General features: G+C 64.8%; 15 protein-coding genes. 5 read left to right on the forward strand and 10 right to left on the reverse strand.

Translation table 11 applies throughout. The annotated features are described in order from the left end of the window. The first annotated feature begins 72 nt into the window (after window positions 1-72). The 3 genes from XalbCFBP2523_RS09085 (at window position 73) to lpxH (ending at window position 2,628) form a co-directional block, all read left to right on the forward strand. Window positions 73-1,206, forward strand: a complete 1,134-nt coding sequence (locus XalbCFBP2523_RS09085) for a glycosyltransferase family 4 protein (protein ID WP_012915111.1) — start codon at window positions 73-75, stop codon at window positions 1,204-1,206. Further along, complete coding sequence (locus XalbCFBP2523_RS09090) at window positions 1,190-1,717, forward strand: phosphatase PAP2 family protein (RefSeq protein WP_012915110.1); 528 nt, start codon at window positions 1,190-1,192, stop codon at window positions 1,715-1,717. The genes XalbCFBP2523_RS09085 and XalbCFBP2523_RS09090 overlap by 17 nt, the downstream gene beginning before the upstream one ends. 173 nt (window positions 1,718-1,890) lie before the next feature. After that, the gene (gene lpxH, locus XalbCFBP2523_RS09095) at window positions 1,891-2,628 is read left to right on the forward strand and encodes a UDP-2,3-diacylglucosamine diphosphatase (RefSeq protein WP_045765278.1); all 738 of its coding nucleotides are present in this window, start codon (window positions 1,891-1,893) and stop codon (window positions 2,626-2,628) included. A 281-nt stretch (window positions 2,629-2,909) separates the two neighbouring features. Here lpxH and XalbCFBP2523_RS09100 read toward each other — a convergent pair whose 3' ends face one another. From XalbCFBP2523_RS09100 to XalbCFBP2523_RS09130, 7 genes are all read right to left on the reverse strand, one after another. Further along, entirely contained in the window at window positions 2,910-3,737 is an 828-nt protein-coding gene (locus tag XalbCFBP2523_RS09100; RefSeq protein ID WP_045766620.1) for a ferritin-like domain-containing protein, read from the reverse strand. A 73-nt stretch (window positions 3,738-3,810) separates the two neighbouring features. Continuing rightward, window positions 3,811-5,277 (reverse strand): amidophosphoribosyltransferase, encoded by a 1,467-nt coding sequence (gene purF / locus XalbCFBP2523_RS09105; RefSeq protein ID WP_012915107.1) that lies wholly within the window; start codon window positions 5,275-5,277, stop codon window positions 3,811-3,813. Between the two features lie 28 nt (window positions 5,278-5,305). Further along, complete coding sequence (locus XalbCFBP2523_RS09110) at window positions 5,306-6,058, reverse strand: CvpA family protein (protein WP_045760426.1); 753 nt, start codon at window positions 6,056-6,058, stop codon at window positions 5,306-5,308. Window positions 6,059-6,154: 96 nt separating this feature from the next. Further along, entirely contained in the window at window positions 6,155-7,252 is a 1,098-nt protein-coding gene (locus tag XalbCFBP2523_RS09115) for an SPOR domain-containing protein (RefSeq protein ID WP_045765277.1), read from the reverse strand. A 69-nt stretch (window positions 7,253-7,321) separates the two neighbouring features. After that, complete coding sequence (folC, locus tag XalbCFBP2523_RS09120) at window positions 7,322-8,593, reverse strand: bifunctional tetrahydrofolate synthase/dihydrofolate synthase (RefSeq protein WP_045765276.1); 1,272 nt, start codon at window positions 8,591-8,593, stop codon at window positions 7,322-7,324. 114 nt (window positions 8,594-8,707) lie between these two features. Then, window positions 8,708-9,352 carry a histidine phosphatase family protein gene (locus tag XalbCFBP2523_RS09125; RefSeq protein WP_012915103.1) on the reverse strand — a complete coding sequence of 215 codons (645 nt, stop codon included), beginning with the start codon at window positions 9,350-9,352 and terminating at the stop codon, window positions 8,708-8,710. Between the two features lie 156 nt (window positions 9,353-9,508). After that, on the reverse strand, window positions 9,509-11,668 hold the full coding sequence (locus XalbCFBP2523_RS09130) for a S46 family peptidase (RefSeq protein ID WP_045760423.1): 2,160 nt from the start codon (window positions 11,666-11,668) through the stop codon (window positions 9,509-9,511). A 149-nt stretch (window positions 11,669-11,817) separates the two neighbouring features. Here XalbCFBP2523_RS09130 and tdh point away from each other — a divergent pair, with 149 nt between their 5' ends. Next, a complete protein-coding gene (gene tdh / locus XalbCFBP2523_RS09135) occupies window positions 11,818-12,849 on the forward strand; it encodes an L-threonine 3-dehydrogenase (protein ID WP_012915101.1) in 1,032 nt (343 codons plus the stop codon). A 189-nt stretch (window positions 12,850-13,038) separates the two neighbouring features. After that, window positions 13,039-14,241, forward strand: coding sequence for a glycine C-acetyltransferase (kbl, locus tag XalbCFBP2523_RS09140; protein ID WP_045765275.1), 1,203 nt, complete (start codon window positions 13,039-13,041; stop codon window positions 14,239-14,241). A gap of 208 nt (window positions 14,242-14,449) precedes the next feature. Here the strand turns inward: kbl and XalbCFBP2523_RS09145 are convergent, their stop codons facing one another. The 3 genes from XalbCFBP2523_RS09145 to XalbCFBP2523_RS09155 form a co-directional block, all read right to left on the reverse strand. After that, the gene (locus tag XalbCFBP2523_RS09145; protein ID WP_080928038.1) at window positions 14,450-15,277 is read right to left on the reverse strand and encodes a pseudouridine synthase; all 828 of its coding nucleotides are present in this window, start codon (window positions 15,275-15,277) and stop codon (window positions 14,450-14,452) included. Between the two features lie 45 nt (window positions 15,278-15,322). Continuing rightward, a complete protein-coding gene (locus XalbCFBP2523_RS09150; protein ID WP_045760420.1) occupies window positions 15,323-15,817 on the reverse strand; it encodes a hypothetical protein in 495 nt (164 codons plus the stop codon). Between the two features lie 264 nt (window positions 15,818-16,081). Next, complete coding sequence (locus XalbCFBP2523_RS09155; RefSeq protein WP_045760419.1) at window positions 16,082-17,179, reverse strand: OmpA family protein; 1,098 nt, start codon at window positions 17,177-17,179, stop codon at window positions 16,082-16,084. Window positions 17,180-17,238: the final 59 nt, after the last annotated feature.

Raw genomic sequence — 17,238 nt, forward strand, 5'->3', positions numbered from 1 at the left:
ATCATTTCTACATACGTCGGACATGTTTGCTTCATTCCACGACGCGAAGCTTAGGCAAACCGGAGCCTATGCATGCGCTACGCGATCGTCACCGAGACGTACCCCCCCGAGGTCAACGGCGTCGCCCTGACCGTGCATGGCTTGGAATTAGGACTACGCGCACGCGGCCATACGGTCGAGGTGATACGCCCACGTCAGGCCGGCGACACGGATATGGCGGATCTGCGCCTGGTGCGCGGCGCGGCGTTGCCGCGTTATCCCGGGCTGAAGTTCGGGCTGCCCGCGCCGCGACGGCTGACCCAGCTGTGGCAAGCGGCGCGACCGGACGCGGTCTACATCGCCACCGAAGGTCCACTCGGCTGGTCGGCGCTGCGTAGCGCGCGGCGCCTGGGCATTCCGGTGGCCACCGGCTTCCATACCCGCTTCGATGAGTACCTGCCCCAATACGGCGCAGCCTGGCTGCAATCGACCGCGCTGCGCTGGATGCGGCGCTTCCACAACCAGGCCCAAGCGACCCTGGTGCCAACCCGCGAACTGTTGGAATTCCTCACCAAGCAGGGCTTCGAGCGAGTCCGACTGCTGGCGCGCGCGGTAGACAGCAAACACTTCGAACCGCAACGCCGCGACGCACAACTGCGTCGGCAATGGGGACTGCAGGACGATGACTGCGCGGTGCTGTACGTCGGCCGCATCGCCTCGGAGAAGAATCTGCCGCTGGCGGTGCAGGCGTTCCGCCAGTTGCAGAAAATCCGCCCGAGTGCACGCTTCGTGTGGGTGGGCGACGGCCCGCTGCGCGAGCGCCTGGCGCAGGAGAATCCCGACTTCATCTTCTGCGGCGTGCAGCGTGGCGACGCACTGGCCCGCCACTTCGCCAGCGGCGACCTGTTCCTGTTCCCGAGCCGCAGCGAAACTTTCGGCAACGTGACCCTGGAAGCCATGGCCAGCGGCGTGGCCACCGTCGCCTTCGACTACGGTGCGGCACGCGAATACCTGCGCGACGGCAGCAACGGCGCGGCCGTGGCCGACGACACCGCGTTCGTCGCCGCAACGCTGCGCCTGGGTAGCGACGATGCCCTGCGCCGACGCCTGGGGGAAGCGGCCTGCGCGACGATGCGACCGCTGCGTCCGGAGCGGGTCGTCGCCGATTTCGATGCACTTCTCGGCGAACTGGCAGACACCCGGAGGCTCCATGTCGACGCGGCTTGACACCCTGCGCGGGCACGAGACACGCTGGTGCCGACGCGCCAACCATTGGTGCCGACGGCGCTCGGTGCGGCACTTCTTCTCGCTGATCAGCCGGCTCGGCGATGGCGTGTTCTGGTATGCACTGATGACCTTGCTGGTGTGCTGCGACGGCATGAACGGCGTCTTCGCCTCCGCACACATGGCCGCCACCGGCGTGGTCGCATTGAGCCTGTACAAAGGTCTGAAACGCTGGACGCGGCGCCCGCGCCCCTATGCCGCCGACTTGCGCATCCGCGCCTGGGTGGCGCCGCTGGACGAGTTCAGTTTCCCCTCCGGTCACACCTTGCATGCGGTGTCCTTCGGCATCGTCGCCCTGGCCTACTACCCTTGGCTGGCGCCGCTGTTGGTGCCGTTCATCGCCTGCGTGGCGTTGTCGCGCGTGGTGCTGGGCCTGCATTACCCCAGCGACGTGCTTGCCGCCACCGGCATCGGTACGCTGTTGGCCGGGCTGTCACTATGGATGGTGGGATGAGCAAGCGCCGGGACCACGTGACCTGCGACCCGAAAAGCAAGGCTGCGCTCGACCGCGATAGCAGATGATCCGCCGCACACTGGCATCCGCAGCAACAGGTCTACGGAACTGCGCAACGTCATGACGCGCTGTTGCCAATTCCCGGTCCCAAGTGCGGGTATTACAATGCCGCAATGACCACGTTGTTCATCTCCGACCTACATCTGGATCCGGCACGACCGGCCATCACCGACCTGTGCCTGGGCTTCCTGCGCAGCGAGGCGCGCCAGGCCGAGGCGTTGTACATCCTCGGCGACCTGTTCGAGGCATGGATCGGCGACGACACGCCATCGGCTGCCGCCGATGCGGTGGCGGTGGAACTACGCGCACTGCACGACGCTGGCGTGCCGGTGTTCTTCATGCATGGCAACCGCGATTTCCTGCTCGGCGCCGACTACGCGCAGCGTGCCGGCATCCGCCTGCTGCCCGAGCCCTGCGTGATCGATTTGTACGGCGAGCCCACACTGCTGCTGCATGGCGACCTGCTGTGCACCGACGACACCGCTTACCAGGCGTTCCGCACGCAGACCCGGGACCCGGCATTCCAGCAGCAGTTCCTGGCGCAACCGCTGCAAGCACGCATCGCCTACGCGCAACAGGCGCGCGCCGCTAGCCAGGCGCGCCAGACCGAACTGAAGCAAGACGATCACGCGCAATTCGAGACCATCACCGACGTGACCCCGGCTGAGGTGGCAGCGACCTTCGCGCGCTACGGCGTCGCGCGCATGATCCACGGCCACACCCACCGGCCCGCCGTGCATGCGCTGGACGTCGATGGCCGTGCCTGTACCCGCATCGTGCTCGGCGATTGGTACGAACAGGGTTCGGTCCTGCACGCGGATGCGCAAGGATGTCGGTTGCAACACCTGTAACACAGCGTTTGCCCGAGGGCGCGCTGGTGTCGCGCATCGCCGAGGCCATCGACCACGTCGTAGCAAATGGGCGTACCCGCGCTAGTACCGAAAACAGCCACTGACTGACACGGCCTGCGGGATCGCCTGGACAGCCACCGCCGTGCGCGTGGCACACGGCAATATGGTTCGCGGCAGGTTCGACGGCGACAGGCTCTCCACCACCTGATCAGAAGCGACATCGCGCTCGATGTTCTCGCACGCACAGTGTGCACCCAGCACCGACCATGTCTGTGACCGACTCAATCGGCCTGATGCTGCAATGCCAGCAGTTCGTCTTCGTCAAAACCGGCCAGCAGGCGCGCCTGCAGATTGAACGGACCGTGCAGGTAACCGCCAGCGTATTCGCGCAGCAGCCCGGCGAAGCGTGCGCGAGGCTCGATCCCCGCGCGTTCGCAATACCAGCGGTACCAGCGCGAACCAGCAGCGACATGCGCCACTTCCTCGCGCAGGATCAGTTCCAGAATCTGCGCAGTGGCCTCATCGCCGAGCGCGCGCAATTTGGCGATCATGCCTGGGGTCACATCCAACCCGCGCGCCTCCAGCACCCGCGGCACCAGCGCCATCCGCGCCAGACCATCATGTGCGGTCTTCTCGCACATCTCCCACAGACCGTTATGCGCGGGGAAATCGCCATAGGCATGCCCCAGCGCGTGCAGGCGGTCGCGCAACAGTACGAAGTGGCGCGACTCGTCATCCGCTACCGCCACCCAATCGGCATAGAACGCCGTCGGCAGGCCGCGGAAACGATACACCGCATCCCAGGCCAGATCGATCGCGTTGAGTTCGATATGCGCGATGGCATGAACGAAGGCAGCGCGGCCCTCGGGACTACCGAGCCCACGCCGCGGCAACGCACGCGGATGCACCAGCAACGGGCGCTCCGGCCGCCCTGGCATACGCATCGGTTCGGGCGTCGGCGTTGTGGCCGATATCGCCAGTTCACCGTTGCGCCAGGCCGCTGCATAACGCTGGGTCAAAGCCACTTTCTCGGCCGGATCGGCCGCATCCAGGCAAACGCGGGCGGCGCGGTATAGATCGCCGGTCACGGCATCGCAGGTGCATACCACACCCTCGCCATACGGCGCGAGCAGACCGACAGGCACCACCGCACGATCCACCGCAGCGGCAGCGTCATGGCGCTCAGGCACGGCGCTTGCGCTTGGCCTCATCCGAGCGCAACTGCATGATGCGCTCGAAATAGTCCGGTTCAATACCCGTCGTGTAGTGGCCGTTGAAACAGGAGGAATCGAACGTTTTCAGTTCTGGATTCCCCTCGCGCACGGCCGTCTCCAGATCCTCCAGATCCTGGTAGATCAACCAGTCGCACCCCAGAAACTCCTGCACTTCCTCTTCGCTGCGACCATGCGCGACCAGTTCGTCGGCGGCCGGCATGTCAATGCCGTAGATGTTGGGATAGCGCACCGGCGGTGCGGCGCTGGCCAGGTAGACCTTGCGTGCGCCGGCTTCGCGCGCCATCTGCACGATCTGCCGGCTGGTGGTGCCGCGCACGATCGAATCGTCCACCAGCAGCACCACACGGTTGCGGAACTCCAGATGGATCGGGTTGAGTTTGCGGCGCACCGACTTCACCCGCTCGCCCTGCCCCGGCATGATGAACGTGCGGCCGATATAGCGATTCTTGACGAAGCCCTCGCGGTACTTCACTCCGAGCACGTTGGACATTTCCAGTGCGGCATCGCGCGAGGTGTCCGGGATCGGGATGATGGTGTCGATGTCGTGGTCCGGCCGCAGGCGCAGGATCTTCTCGCCCAACTTCATGCCCATGCGCATGCGCGCCTTGTGCACCGAGACGTTATCGATCATCGAGTCCGGGCGGGCGAAGTACACGTATTCGAAGATGCAGGGCGTGTGCTGGGTGGGCAAGGCACAGACTTCGGAGAACAGTTCGCCGCGACCGGTAATGACCAGGGCCTCGCCGGGCCGCACATCGCGCACGCGGGCAAAGCCAAGAATGTCCAGTGCCGAGGATTCTGACGCGACGATATACTCATCGCCCTCCACGCCCGCGCGCTTGCCCAACACCAGCGGGCGGATGCCGTGCGGATCGCGGAACGCGACCAACCCCAGGCCCAGCACCACACTGACCACCGCATAGCCGCCCTTGCAGCGACGATGCACGCCGGCCACCGCGCGGATCGCCGCTTCCGGGGTCAACATGCGCTGCGCGTCCAGCTCGTAGGCGAACACGTTCAACAGCACTTCGCTGTCCGAGTCGGTGTTGATGTTGCGACGGTCGGCTTCGAACACCTGCTGGCGCAACGCCTCGGTGTTGATCAGATTGCCGTTGTGGGCCAACGCGATACCGTAGGGCGAGTTGACGTAGAACGGCTGTGCCTCGTCCATCCCTTCCGAGCCGGCGGTGGGATAGCGACAGTGGGCGATGCCGACACGTCCTTCCAGCACCGCCATGCGTTTCTCGTCGAAGACATCGCGCACCAGGCCGTTGGCCTTCTGCACGCGCAGCCGAGTACCATCGGCAGTGGCGATGCCCGCCGCGTCCTGACCACGATGCTGCAACACGGCCAAGCCGTCATAGAGTTGCCCGGCCACATTCTGGTTGCCGACGATTCCGACGATGCCACACATTTGAACACTCTCCGCAGCACGAATGCCGCTATTGGGAAGGTGGCCGTGCCTGGCCGTTGGATTGGACCCATGCCGGGTCGCGCACTGCCGGACGCGCCTGCGCCGGGTCGATGTTCGCAGGCATCAGCCGCGACGAATCGCTCCCAGCCGGGGCGGACCGCGCCCCGGAACGACCCAAGGCCTTGGACATCATGTCCTGCATCGCACTCGCCTGCAGGGCATTGTGCACGGTGGCATTATCGCCCGCCGCAGGCATGTTGCCCAAATCCATCTTCGACATGTTGAGTTGCGGTAATTGCGACATGTTCAACTGCGGCATGCGCCAGTCCGGCAATTGCGCGCGCATCCAGCTCACGCCGGGGCTCAGCACCGGCAGCAGGATCGATTGACGCCACTGCGGTTCGCGGGTCAGCGGGGTGAAGCTCATCAGCAAGATCAGCACGGCAGCGAAGAAGCCACCGCGCAGCGCACCCAGGCCAAACCCAAGTGCGCGGTCGGTACCCGAAAGCATGGTGGAACGCACCACGGTACGGATCACCATGCCTGTGATGCCAACCACCGCCATCACCGTCACGAAGGTCAGCGCATAGCCGCCGAGATAGTAGCTCATGCTCGGATGCGGGCTGTCGGCCAGCCAACGCCCGACATCGCCGCCGAACCGGAAGCTGGCCCAACCCGCCAGCAGCCAGGACAAGGTCCCGACCACGATGCCGACGAAACCGCGCAAGGCACCGAGCAAGGCCGAGACCAGGATCACGGCCAACAACACGATGTCGATCATGCGTGCCTCCTGAGGCCAGGCAGCTTGATCGCACCGATCGCGTACCACGTTTGCCTTCCCTGGAACATGCAGGCAACTCCATGGGCCGCAGCCCGATCAAGGATGTGGACGTACCATACCGCTGATACCGACCTTTGCCGCGACCTGCACGCGCAACTGCTCGGCATCGGCACGGTTGGCGACCGGCCCGACCCGGACCCGGCTCAAGGTGCCCTTGTCGGTGCGGACCTGCTCGACGAAGGCGCTGAAGCCGGCCGCGCGCACCTTATCGCGCAGGGCATCGGCGTCTTCGCTCTTGGCAAACGCGCCCAGTTGGACGGCGAAACCGGTGCCGGAAGCGGCCGGCGCCGCCGGCGCGCTAGGTGCCGGTTTCGCCGCAACAGCAACGGCCGGCTTGGTCGGCTCGGACTTGGGTGCTTCGGACTTGGGTGCTTCGGGCTTGGGTGCTTCGGGCTTGGCAGGCTCGGGCTTGGGCGACGCCGGCTTGGCTGCGACAACCGGCTTGGACTGCGGCGCCGGCAACGCCTCGGTCTTGGCCGGCGCGCTCGGCGCGGCAACGGCAACGCTGCTGGCCGCCGACGGCGGCACGGCCTGACTGGGTGCAGCGTCCAGGGTCACCACCTGGGCATTGACATCGTTACGCACCTTGACCGCCTGCAAGCGTACCGATTCGGCCTGGGCGCGGTCGGCATAGGGGCCGATCCGTACCCGCCATGCCTGGCGCCCGCCAAGCATGGTCGCCTCGCGGAAACCCGGCAAATGCGCCTGTTTGAGCCGCGCGACCACCGCATCGGCATCGGCCGGGGTGGCGTAAGCGCCGAAATTGACCGCGTAATTGCCCGCAGCCACGCTCGGCGGCAGCGGTTGCGCGGCACTGCCGGTGGCCGGAGTGGCCAGATCGGCGGCATCGGGATTGTCCTGCACCGGCGCGGGCGCGGCGGCAGGCGCCGCCGCAGGGGTAGCGGGCGTCTGGGTCATGCCCACCGCACCGCCGCTGGGGGTGTCACCCGGAGTCACCAAGGGCAACTCTCGGGTCTCGAACTGGCCATCGGCGGGCGCGGCGGGCGCCTTCAGCGGTACGTTGGCGACCCCGCTATCGGGCGCAGGCCCCTTGACCAACATCGGCAGGAAAATCACGGCAAGCGCCACCAGGATCAGGGCGCCAATCAATCGCTGTTTCAGGACGGTATCCACGGAAAAATTGGGGGAGCGGCATGGCGGAGTGCCATGGCGATTATAAGGTGCCCCTGGCATGGGACGGGATCAACCGGCTGAATGCAGCCAATGCAGCGCGTCGGCCGCCGTGTGGAACGAACCGAACACCAGCACCCGGTCGCCGGGACGCGCCTGCTGCAACGCCTGCTGCAACGCCTGCACGACGTTCTCGGCGACGACAGCAACGGCGGCGGCTGTGCCTGCAAGCCGCTCCCGCAATTGCACACCGCTCTGACCGCGCACTCCGGACAAGCCGGCCAGATGCCAGGCATCGACCTGCCCTTCCAGCGCCTTCACCACACCGACGGCGTCCTTGTCGCCCAATGCCGCGAACACGACCCGGGTCGCGCCGACCACCGGCTGCGCTTGCAGCGATGCGGCCAGTACCCGCGCCGCCTGCGGATTGTGGCCGACGTCGACCAGCACCTCCACGCCATCGCGCATGCACGACTGCAGCCGTCCACCCAGACGCGCCGCCGCAATGCCCTCGGCGTAGGCACTACGCGGCAGGGACTTGCGCAACGCGCGCAGCGCGGCGATGGCGGTGGCGGCATTGGCCAGCTGTACCGACGCACGCAACTGCGGCAACGGCAACGACAGTTCGGTGCCGACATCGCGCCAACGCCAACGTTCGGCGTCGAGCGGTTCGTGGAAAAAATCGCTGCCGGCGCGGAGCACACTAGCGCCGATCGCATAGGCGTGACGCAGCACACTGGAGGGCGGGTCAATCTCGCCGAGCACCAAGGGCTTCCACGGCCGTGCGATGCCGACCTTCTCCGTGCCGATCGCTTCGCGGTCGCTACCGAGCCATTCCGTGTGGTCGATGTCCACGGTGGTGATGACCGCCACATCGGCATCGACCACGTTCACCGCATCTAGCCGGCCGCCCAGGCCCACTTCCAACACCGCCAGATCCAACCCTGACTGCTCGAAGAGCCAGAGTGCGACCAGGGTGCTGTATTCGAAATAGGTCAGCGGCGTATCGCCGCGCGCCGCTTCCACTGCCACGAAGCCGGCGATCAATTGCGCATCGCTGGCCTCCTCGCCACCGATGCGCACCCGCTCGTTGTAACGCAGCAGATGCGGGGAGGTGTAGCTACCCACCGCCCAACCGCCGGCGCGCGCGATCGACTCGATGAAGGCCACCGTCGACCCTTTACCGTTGGTGCCACCGACGGTGATGACCCGCTTGGCCGGCCGGGTCAGGCCCATGCGCGCAGCCACCGCACGCAGCCGCTCCAGGCGCATGGCGATGGCTAACGGATGTTGCTGCTCGATGTAGGTCAGCCAATCGGAGAGGGTAACAGGACTCGTGTTCATAGGACCGACAGGACTCGATTATTGATGCACCGAAAATACTTGAACCGCCAAGGCCGCGCTTTGTGCTTTCGCATCACTGCGCACACCATCGCAACGCGAACGAATAGCGAGCGATTACAGCGCTCGGTGCTTTGCCTCGCCAAAGAACGGCGTGTGGTGTGCGCAATCGTTCAAGCGCACCACCTCCAACTGGTCAAGATCCGGCCCTTCCAGTAGATTCAAAGTGGTCGGCGCCTGACGAAAACTCCACAGCCGTGCGATCGGTAAACCCAGCACTCGGCACAGGATCACCCGGTTGACCGCATCGTGTGCCACCACCAGCAGGGTGTCGTGTTCGCCCAGCCCCTCGGTGGCACGCGCCAGACCACGCCAGGAGCGTTCCAGCACCTGCCGTAGCGACTCCCCGCCCGGCATCAGCACGGTGTCCGGCTCTTCCCGCCAGGCGCGCAAGCGCGCCGGATCCTTGTCGTGAATCTCGCTGGCCAACAAACCCTCCCACTCACCGTGGGCGATTTCCTGCAAGTCCGGCTCGGTCTGCAACATCGCTTCGCGCTCGGCGCCCAGGGCCAAACAGGCGGTGCGCTGCGCACGCGAAAGTGGCGAGGCCACCGCACGTGACAGCGGCACCTCGCGCAGACGCGTACCCAACGCCTGGGCCTGGGCCTCGCCTACCGGGGAAAGCGGGATGTCGATCTGGCCCTGGTAGCGACCTTCGGCGTTCCACGGGGTTTCACCGTGACGGGCGAGCAAAATGCGCATGCGCTGAGATTCCGTTGGGGGAAAAACCGTTTCGCAAACGAAAACGGAGCGGCATGATACTCGCTCCGTTCGTGAAAACCTGCGCGGCGCGGCTTTATCGTCACCACTGCCGGCAATGACGGCGGCAACCAGAGCGCCGCCGTCGCGCCGCCTGCATCACTTGGCCAGTTTCAACTCTTTCAACAGTCGCGGTGCCGGCGCCACTTCCTGCATGATCCAGTGCACGTAGCGCGCATCGACCGCGATCATCCGGGTCATCGCCGGGTCGAACACCCAATTCGAACTCACCGACTCCCAGTTGCCGTCGAACGCCAGACCGACCAGTTTGCCGTGTGCGTCCATCACCGGCGAACCGGAGTTGCCGCCGGTGATGTCCAGGTCGGACAGGAAGTCCACCGGCACCGTGCCCAGTTGCTTGTCTTCCAGGCCACCATAGCGCTTGGCCTTGGCCGCTTGCAGCAACGCCTTCGGCGAATCGAATGGTTCGACCCCGGTATCCTTGGCGACCACGCCGTCGAGTGTGGTGAACGGGGTGTAGAACACACCATCCTTCGGCGCATAGCCCTTGACGTTGCCGAAGGTGATGCGCAGCGAGGAGTTGGCGTCCGGGTACACGGATTCGCCCTGGCTCTTCTTGTAGTCGGCCACGGCCTGCAGATAGCGTGGACGCGCCAACAGTTCCTCGCCTTTACGGCGCTTCTGGTCGCGCTCGATCTGCAGCAACGCCGGCATCAACGCCACTGCGTAGCGCAGCGCCGGATCGTCGCTGGCCTCGAACGCGGCGCGATCGGCATGCAACCACTTCAGGCGCTCCTCGGTGCTGCCCAAGCGGGTGCCGGCCAAGCGCGTGGCGGCGGCTTGCGCGTCAGCGCCAGCCAGCCACTGATCCAGCGCCGGCAGATGCTGCGCCTTGGGCAGTTTCAGGTATTGCGCAAACCAGTAGCGCTGCAACTGGCTATCCATCGCCGGAACATAGCGATGCTCCATCTGCTTCATCGCGCCCTCGGTCTCGGGCAGATCACGTGTTTGATAACCAGGCTCGCGCTCGGCATCCGGCTTGGCGCGTTCGATCGCCAGACGATACAGCGACACCGCACTCCCCAGCACGCCAGTGCGACGCAACTGCCCCAGCACCAGATCGCGGTCGCGGGTGGCCTTGGCCTGCTCGCTCAGCGCCAGCAGTTGCGCATGCGCCTGCAGGGCCGCGCTGCCGTCGCGCCCTTGATGTTTCAACCACTCCAGCACCGCACGCTCCTGTTCGCGTTTCTTGGCGGTGGCGTCAATGCGTTTGAAGCCTTCCAACTGGCCTTCGTAATTCTTGGCGACGTTGTTCCAACTGGCCATCGTGGCCGCGTACTTCACCTGAATTTCCGGATCCTGTTTACCTGCCCGCTCCACCAACGCGATCAGGTCGCGATAATGGCGCGCGGCGGTGGGATAGCCCCAGTCGGCGACAGCGTCGAATTCGGCGGCCAGCGCATAACGATTGGTCCGCCCAGGGTAGCCGGCCACCATCACGAAATCGCCAGCACCCAGCGCCTGGTCGGCGAAGGTCAGGAAGTGCTTGGGCTGGTAGGGCACGTTGTCCTTGGCATAGGCCGCAGGCTTGCCGTCCTTGCCGACATAAGCGCGGAAGAACGAGAAATCGCCGGTATGGCGCGGCCACATCCAGTTGTCGATGTCGCCGCCGAACTTGCCGATTCCCGACGGCGGCGCGTACACCAGGCGCACATCGCGGATTTCCAAATTACGGAACAGACGATAGGTGTTGCCACCGGAGAAGCTGTACAGCGTACAGCGGTAACCGGCCTCCGCCTCGCACGCGGCGACCTGGGCCTTGTCGAAGTCTTCCAGCGCCTGCGTGCGCTTGAGCGCATCCTTGCCAGCGACGTCCATGGCGGCCTTGGCCTGCGTGGTGACGTCGGTGATGCGATCGAGTACGTAGATGCGTTCGTTCGGCCCAGCACTCAACTCCGCGCTGCCGATGGCGGCGTTGAAACCATCGCGGATCAGATTCTTCTGCGGGGTGGAATTGAGCTGGATCGCACCGTAGGCGCAATGGTGGTTGGTCACCACCAAGCCTTGCGGCGAGACGAAGCTGGCGGTGCAGCCACCCAGCGAAACCACAGCCCCCATTGGATCGCCGGTCAGGTCGGCCAGTTGTTGCGGCGGCAGTTTCAACCCGGCCTGCTGCAGCGGGCCAGCGATATCCGGCAACTGCTGCGGAACCCACATGCCCTCACCCGCATGGACGGAAGAGACACTGGCCAGGACGGCGACGACAGCAGCAGCGATAGCCCATGGAGTCGGACGCATAGAGCGGTTCCTCGAAGAAAGATGCGACAGTCTAACGGCCTCACCGGCGCTTCCCGACCGTGACCAATGGCACCCCGTACGCCGCACCGTATAGCCGGGCGGACGCGCGGCTTATACTTCGTCCTTCTCCAACCGAGCCTTGCACCGCCATGGCGCAGACAATGAAGGCGCTGGTCAAGCGCGACGCAGCCAAGGGCATCTGGCTGGAACAAGTGCCGGTACCGACGCCTGGTCCCAACGAAGTCCTCATCAAACTGGAAAAAACCGCGATCTGCGGCACCGACCTGCACATCTATCTGTGGGACGAGTGGAGCCAGCGCACGATCAAGCCCGGCCTGACCATCGGCCACGAGTTCGTCGGCCGCATCGCCGAGTTGGGTGCGGCGGTCAGCGGCTACCAGCTCGGCCAGCGCGTTTCCGCGGAAGGCCATATTGTCTGCGGCCACTGTCGCAACTGCCGCGGCGGGCGCCCGCATCTGTGTCCGAACACCCTCGGCATCGGCGTCAACGTCAACGGAGCCTTCGCCGAGTACATGGTGATGCCGGTGTCCAACCTGTGGCCGATTCCCGACCCGATTCCCTCGGAGTTGGCAGCGTTCTTCGACCCCTATGGCAACGCCGCGCACTGTGCGCTGGAATTCAACGTGATCGGCGAGGATGTGCTGATCACCGGCGCCGGCCCGATCGGCATCATCGCCGCCGGCATTTGCAAGCACATCGGTGCGCGCAACGTGGTGGTCACCGACGTCAACGACTTTCGCCTCAAGCTGGCGGCGGACATGGGGGCCACACGCGTGGTCAACGTCGCCGATACCTCGCTCAAGGACGTGATGGCCGACCTGCACATGGAGGGCTTCGACGTGGGCCTGGAAATGAGCGGCAACCCGCGCGCCTTCAATGACATGCTCGACTGCATGTACCACGGCGGCAAGATCGCCATGCTCGGCATCATGCCGCGTGGCGCTGGCGCCGACTGGGACAAGATCATCTTCAAGGGCCTGACCGTGCAAGGCATTTACGGTCGCAAGATGTACGAGACTTGGTACAAAATGACCCAGTTGGTCCTATCCGGTTTTCCGCTGGGAAAAGTCCTCACCCACCAATTGACCATCGACGAATTCCAAAAAGGCTTCGACCTGATGGAAGAAGGCAAGGCCGGCAAAGTGGTCCTGAGCTGGTAACGGATCGGCCGCGAGCGTGCGGCGCTGAATCTCCAAAGGCGCGGGGCGCAACGAGACACCATTCATCGTGTCGGTGCTCGCTCAGAACCAGATCGTCGCACGAACCACAATGACGTCGGTCCAACAGTCTCTCGGCGAAAGCGCCGCCACGGTAAGATCGACGACCCTTTTCCGCCGTGCGTGCCCGTCATGACCGACTCCCGTCTCACCCAGCACTACGCCGACGAACTGGACGCAATCCGCGCGCAGGGCCTGTTCAAGTCCGAGCGCATCATCGTCGGCCCGCAAGCGGCCGAAATTACCCTGGCCGACAACCGTCGCGTGCTGAACTTCTGCGCCAATAATTATCTCGGTCTGGCCGATCATCCTGCACTGATCGCGGCAGCCAAGGACGCGCTGGACACGCACGGCTTCGGCATGGCCTCGGTGCGCTTCATCTGCGGCACCCAGGACCTGCATAAGCGGCTGGAGGCGCAGATCGCCGCGTTCTTCGGCACCGAGGATACGCTCCTCTACGCCGCTTGCTTCGACGCCAACGGCGGCCTGTTCGAACCACTGCTGGGCGAACACGACGCGATCATCTCCGACGCGCTCAACCATGCTTCGATCATCGACGGCGTGCGCCTGTGCAAAGCAAAACGCTTCCGCTACGCCAACTGCGACATGGCCGACCTGGAAGCGCAATTGCAGGCCGCCGATGCGGCCGGCTGCAAGACCAAGCTGATCACCAGCGACGGGGTGTTCTCGATGGACGGCTTCATCGCCCCGCTGGACGAAATCACCGCACTGGCGAAGCGATACAACGCGCTGGTCCACATCGACGAGTGCCACGCGACCGGCTTTCTCGGCCGCAGCGGCCGCGGCTCGGCCGAGGTCAAGGGCGTGCTGGACAGGATCGATCTGTTCACCGGCACCCTGGGCAAGGCCATGGGCGGCGCGCTGGGCGGGTTCACTACCGGCCGAGGCGAGGTGATCGAATTATTGCGCCAACGCTCGCGGCCATATTTGTTCTCCAACTCGCTGCCGCCGCACGTGGTGGCCGCCGGCATCAAAGCATTCGAGATGCTGGACGCCGCTGGCGATCTGCGCGAACGTCTGGTCGAGAACACCACCTACTTCCGTGCACGCATGAGCTCGGCCGGTTTCGACATCAAGCCCGGCACTCACCCGATCTGCCCGGTGATGCTGTACGACGCACCGCTGGCACAGCGCTTTGCCGAGCGACTGCTCGAAGAAGGCATCTACGCAATCGGTTTTTTCTTCCCGGTGGTGCCCAAGGGGCAGGCACGCATCCGCACCCAAATCAGCGCCGCTCACACCCGCGCGCACCTGGACCAAGCCATCGATGCGTTCACTCGGATCGGCCGCGAGTTGAACATCATCGGCACCTGAGATGCGTTCGCCTCCAGGCCAAGCATGCTTGCTCGCCGCGCAGGCCAGATATTCTGGCGACACCTCGGCAGAGGACTGCATGGATGTGATGGCCAAGGGGACGACGCAGGCAGGCAGGCAGGCAGGCAACAATATGTAGAACCTACGTCGCCCCATTCAAGAGCCCGACCACGACGCACTCCGACTTCGGCAATCTAGTCGCTGCGATTCAGCGCGCGGCTTGCGCGCTGACGTCAGTTGCCACTGCCAACGCGCTGACTTCGGCCGCACTGAGTGTCCGCCAAGCGCCCTTGCCCAGTTCGCCCAGCGCCAGCGTGCCGATCGCCACCCGCACCAGACGCACGACGTCCACGCCAAGCGCGGCGAGCAGACGCCGGATCTGCCGGTTACGCCCCTCGTCCAGCACGACCTCCAGCCAGGCATGACGCTCACCCTGGCGTAGCAAACGCACCTGCTTGGCGCATAGCGCTTCGCCATCGGCCATAACGCCCGCACGCATGCGCTGCAACAGTGCCGCATCCGGCAGTACATCCACCTGCACGTGGTACGTCTTGTCCGGGCCACTGCCCGGATCGGTGACGCGCGCCGCCCATTGCGGATCGTTGGTGAACAGCAATAAGCCTTCGCTGGCCTTGTCCAAGCGCCCGACCGGCGCCAGCCACGGCAAGCCGGCACCATCGAAACAGCGGTAGACCGTCTCGCGACCACGCTCGTCTTGCGCCGTGGTCACAAGCCCACGCGGCTTGTTGAGCATCAGATACAGGCGTTCGCTCGCCGATAGCGGCGCACCGTCCAAGGCAAGGCGATGCCGGCCACGCAGGATCGGGAATTCGGGGTCGGTGACAATCCGTCCATCGACCGCAACGCGACCGGCGGCAATCCAGCGCACCGCCTCGGTCCGCGAGCACAGCCCCAGCTTGGACAGCGTGCGCGCCAGACCATGCCGTGGCCCGCCCACCGCAACGGCAGGCAAAGCCACCTTCGACGTCAGCGAACGCGACCGGCCTGAACGCGGCGTTTTCAGCTCTCGCACCATCTGGACGCAGACAGCGACCGGACCGCAGACGAACGCGCGCCGCGTTTACTTGGCTTCGACAGGCGCCGGTGCATCGGTCGCAGCGGCCGGGACGGCGGCCGGACGGGCCTTGACCACATGCACGCCACGCGCCTTCATCCATGCATCGAATTCCGCGGCGGTCATGCGCTTTCCGTTTTGAGTCATATCAAAACGCCACGGCGTGTTATCGAACTCGGTCGTCGGCTTGTAGGCCGCCGGATCGTTCGGATTGACCGCACCACCGGGCGCAATGGCCTTGGCCAGGCTCTGACACCCCTCCGCACGTAGGCGCAGCAGCACGCGATCCAGCGACTGATCGCTGCTGTAGGACTGGGTCAGCACACCGCTGGGCATGCCCAGTTGCATCGTACGGCTGGACAGCTCGGCGGCAACCGGCGCGGCAACCGTGGCCGGTAACGCCAAGGGCTTGGGCAGGAGGTCACCGGAGCAATCCGGTACAGCATGAGCAACAGGAGCCAGGGCCAGACCAAGCAGGCCGACCGTCACGATACGCAGCATCGTTTTTTTCCATTCGGGCGAGACGACGCAGCGAGTGTAGGCAGGCCACGGCATGGTTTCAACCGATACCGGCACTACATCCGCTAAATAATTGGGAAGGATAAAAAATTCAACGCACAAAAGGCACCGATCACAACATCCCGGCGGCGTATGTACCGCTGACCTGTGCGAATAGCGCAGAGGCGAGTTCGTCTATCAGACGAGCACACACAAACACAAAGCCCGGCACGAGGCCGGGCTTTGCTTGAGACTAGAAACGTCCGATCACTTGTTCTCGACGTTCAGCTCGGTACGACGGTTCTTGGCGCGGCCTTCCGGATTGTCCGAACCATCCGGATTGGTGTTCGGCGCGATCGGGCGGGTCTTGCCGTAACCGATCGGTCCGTCCAGACGCGAAGCGTCCACACCGTGCTTGACCAGATAGTCGTACACGACGCGGGCGCGACGCTCGGACAGCTTCTGGTTGTACTTGTCGCTACCGATGGAGTCGGTGTGACCGGCCACCTGGACCTTCAGGTCGGGATAGCTGTTCAAGATGCCGACAGCCTCGTTCAGGAGCCCAATCGCATCCGGACGCAGGGTCGACTTGTTGAAGTCGAAGTTGACACCCTTCAGGTCGATCGACACCGGCACCGGGCAACCGTCCGGACCAACGGTCTGACCCGGCTTGGAGTCAGGGCACTTGTCGTCGCAGTTGTTGACGCCGTCACCGTCGTCGTCCTTATCCGCACAGCTCGGCGCAACCGGCGGCGGCGGCGGCGGCGGAACCGGAGCGGACGGGGCAGGGCCAAGCGGGATCACAACGCCAACCGAGGCCAGCGCGTCGCCGAACCAGTTCCTGGACGGAGCCGCGACGCTCTTGTCGTCGAAGTCAGCGCGGTAGGCCACTTCGGCGCGCACAGCGATGTGCTTGTCGAAAGTGGTCTGCAGACCGGCGCCGACCTTGGCGGCGAAATTGCCGTCCTTGCGCTTGAGGGGGGAGACGGGGAAGCTAGAGAACGACTCTTCAGCGCGCTGGTAGCCAGCGCCGAACAGCACGTACGGGTTCCAGCCACGGCCTTCCTGGATGAAGTGACGGCGCAGGTCGACCGAGACGCCGTACTGGCTCCAATTCAGATCTTCGTTGGCCTTGAAGTTCGGGTTCTGATAGTTCAGTTCACCGTCCAACGACCAGTTCGGGTTGATGAACTTGCCCAGACCGAGGGTAACGAACGGGGCGTCGTTGGTATGACGGTGCACGTCCTGGAAATTGAAACCAGCCGCACCGGTCAGGTACCAGCGGTCGTCGAATTCCTGAGCGGATGCTGCCTGGGCGACGGCCAGACCGCCCAACAACGCGGCGGTGAGAATTTTTTTGTTCATTAATACAGCTCCTTGTTTCGGGGAGATAAAACGATAGAGGCATGGTTAAGTAACAGATG

The organism is Xanthomonas albilineans (genome assembly GCF_002939705.1).
Taxonomy (GTDB): domain Bacteria; phylum Pseudomonadota; class Gammaproteobacteria; order Xanthomonadales; family Xanthomonadaceae; genus Xanthomonas_A; species Xanthomonas_A albilineans.

Bases quoted from the DNA above. Each gene is read 5' to 3' on its own strand.
- XalbCFBP2523_RS09085 (WP_012915111.1), top strand. From the start codon at position 73: ATGCGCTACGCGATCGTCACCGAGACGTACCCCCCCGAGGTCAACGGC.
- XalbCFBP2523_RS09090 (WP_012915110.1), top strand. From the start codon at position 1,190: ATGTCGACGCGGCTTGACACCCTGCGCGGGCACGAGACACGCTGGTGC.
- lpxH (WP_045765278.1), top strand. From the start codon at position 1,891: ATGACCACGTTGTTCATCTCCGACCTACATCTGGATCCGGCACGACCG.
- purF (WP_012915107.1), bottom strand. From the start codon at position 5,277: ATGTGTGGCATCGTCGGAATCGTCGGCAACCAGAATGTGGCCGGGCAA.
- XalbCFBP2523_RS09110 (WP_045760426.1), bottom strand. From the start codon at position 6,058: ATGATCGACATCGTGTTGTTGGCCGTGATCCTGGTCTCGGCCTTGCTC.
- folC (WP_045765276.1), bottom strand. From the start codon at position 8,593: ATGAACACGAGTCCTGTTACCCTCTCCGATTGGCTGACCTACATCGAG.
- XalbCFBP2523_RS09125 (WP_012915103.1), bottom strand. From the start codon at position 9,352: ATGCGCATTTTGCTCGCCCGTCACGGTGAAACCCCGTGGAACGCCGAA.
- XalbCFBP2523_RS09130 (WP_045760423.1), bottom strand. From the start codon at position 11,668: ATGCGTCCGACTCCATGGGCTATCGCTGCTGCTGTCGTCGCCGTCCTG.
- tdh (WP_012915101.1), top strand. From the start codon at position 11,818: ATGGCGCAGACAATGAAGGCGCTGGTCAAGCGCGACGCAGCCAAGGGC.
- kbl (WP_045765275.1), top strand. From the start codon at position 13,039: ATGACCGACTCCCGTCTCACCCAGCACTACGCCGACGAACTGGACGCA.
- XalbCFBP2523_RS09145 (WP_080928038.1), bottom strand. From the start codon at position 15,277: ATGGTGCGAGAGCTGAAAACGCCGCGTTCAGGCCGGTCGCGTTCGCTG.
- XalbCFBP2523_RS09150 (WP_045760420.1), bottom strand. From the start codon at position 15,817: ATGCTGCGTATCGTGACGGTCGGCCTGCTTGGTCTGGCCCTGGCTCCT.
- XalbCFBP2523_RS09155 (WP_045760419.1), bottom strand. From the start codon at position 17,179: ATGAACAAAAAAATTCTCACCGCCGCGTTGTTGGGCGGTCTGGCCGTC.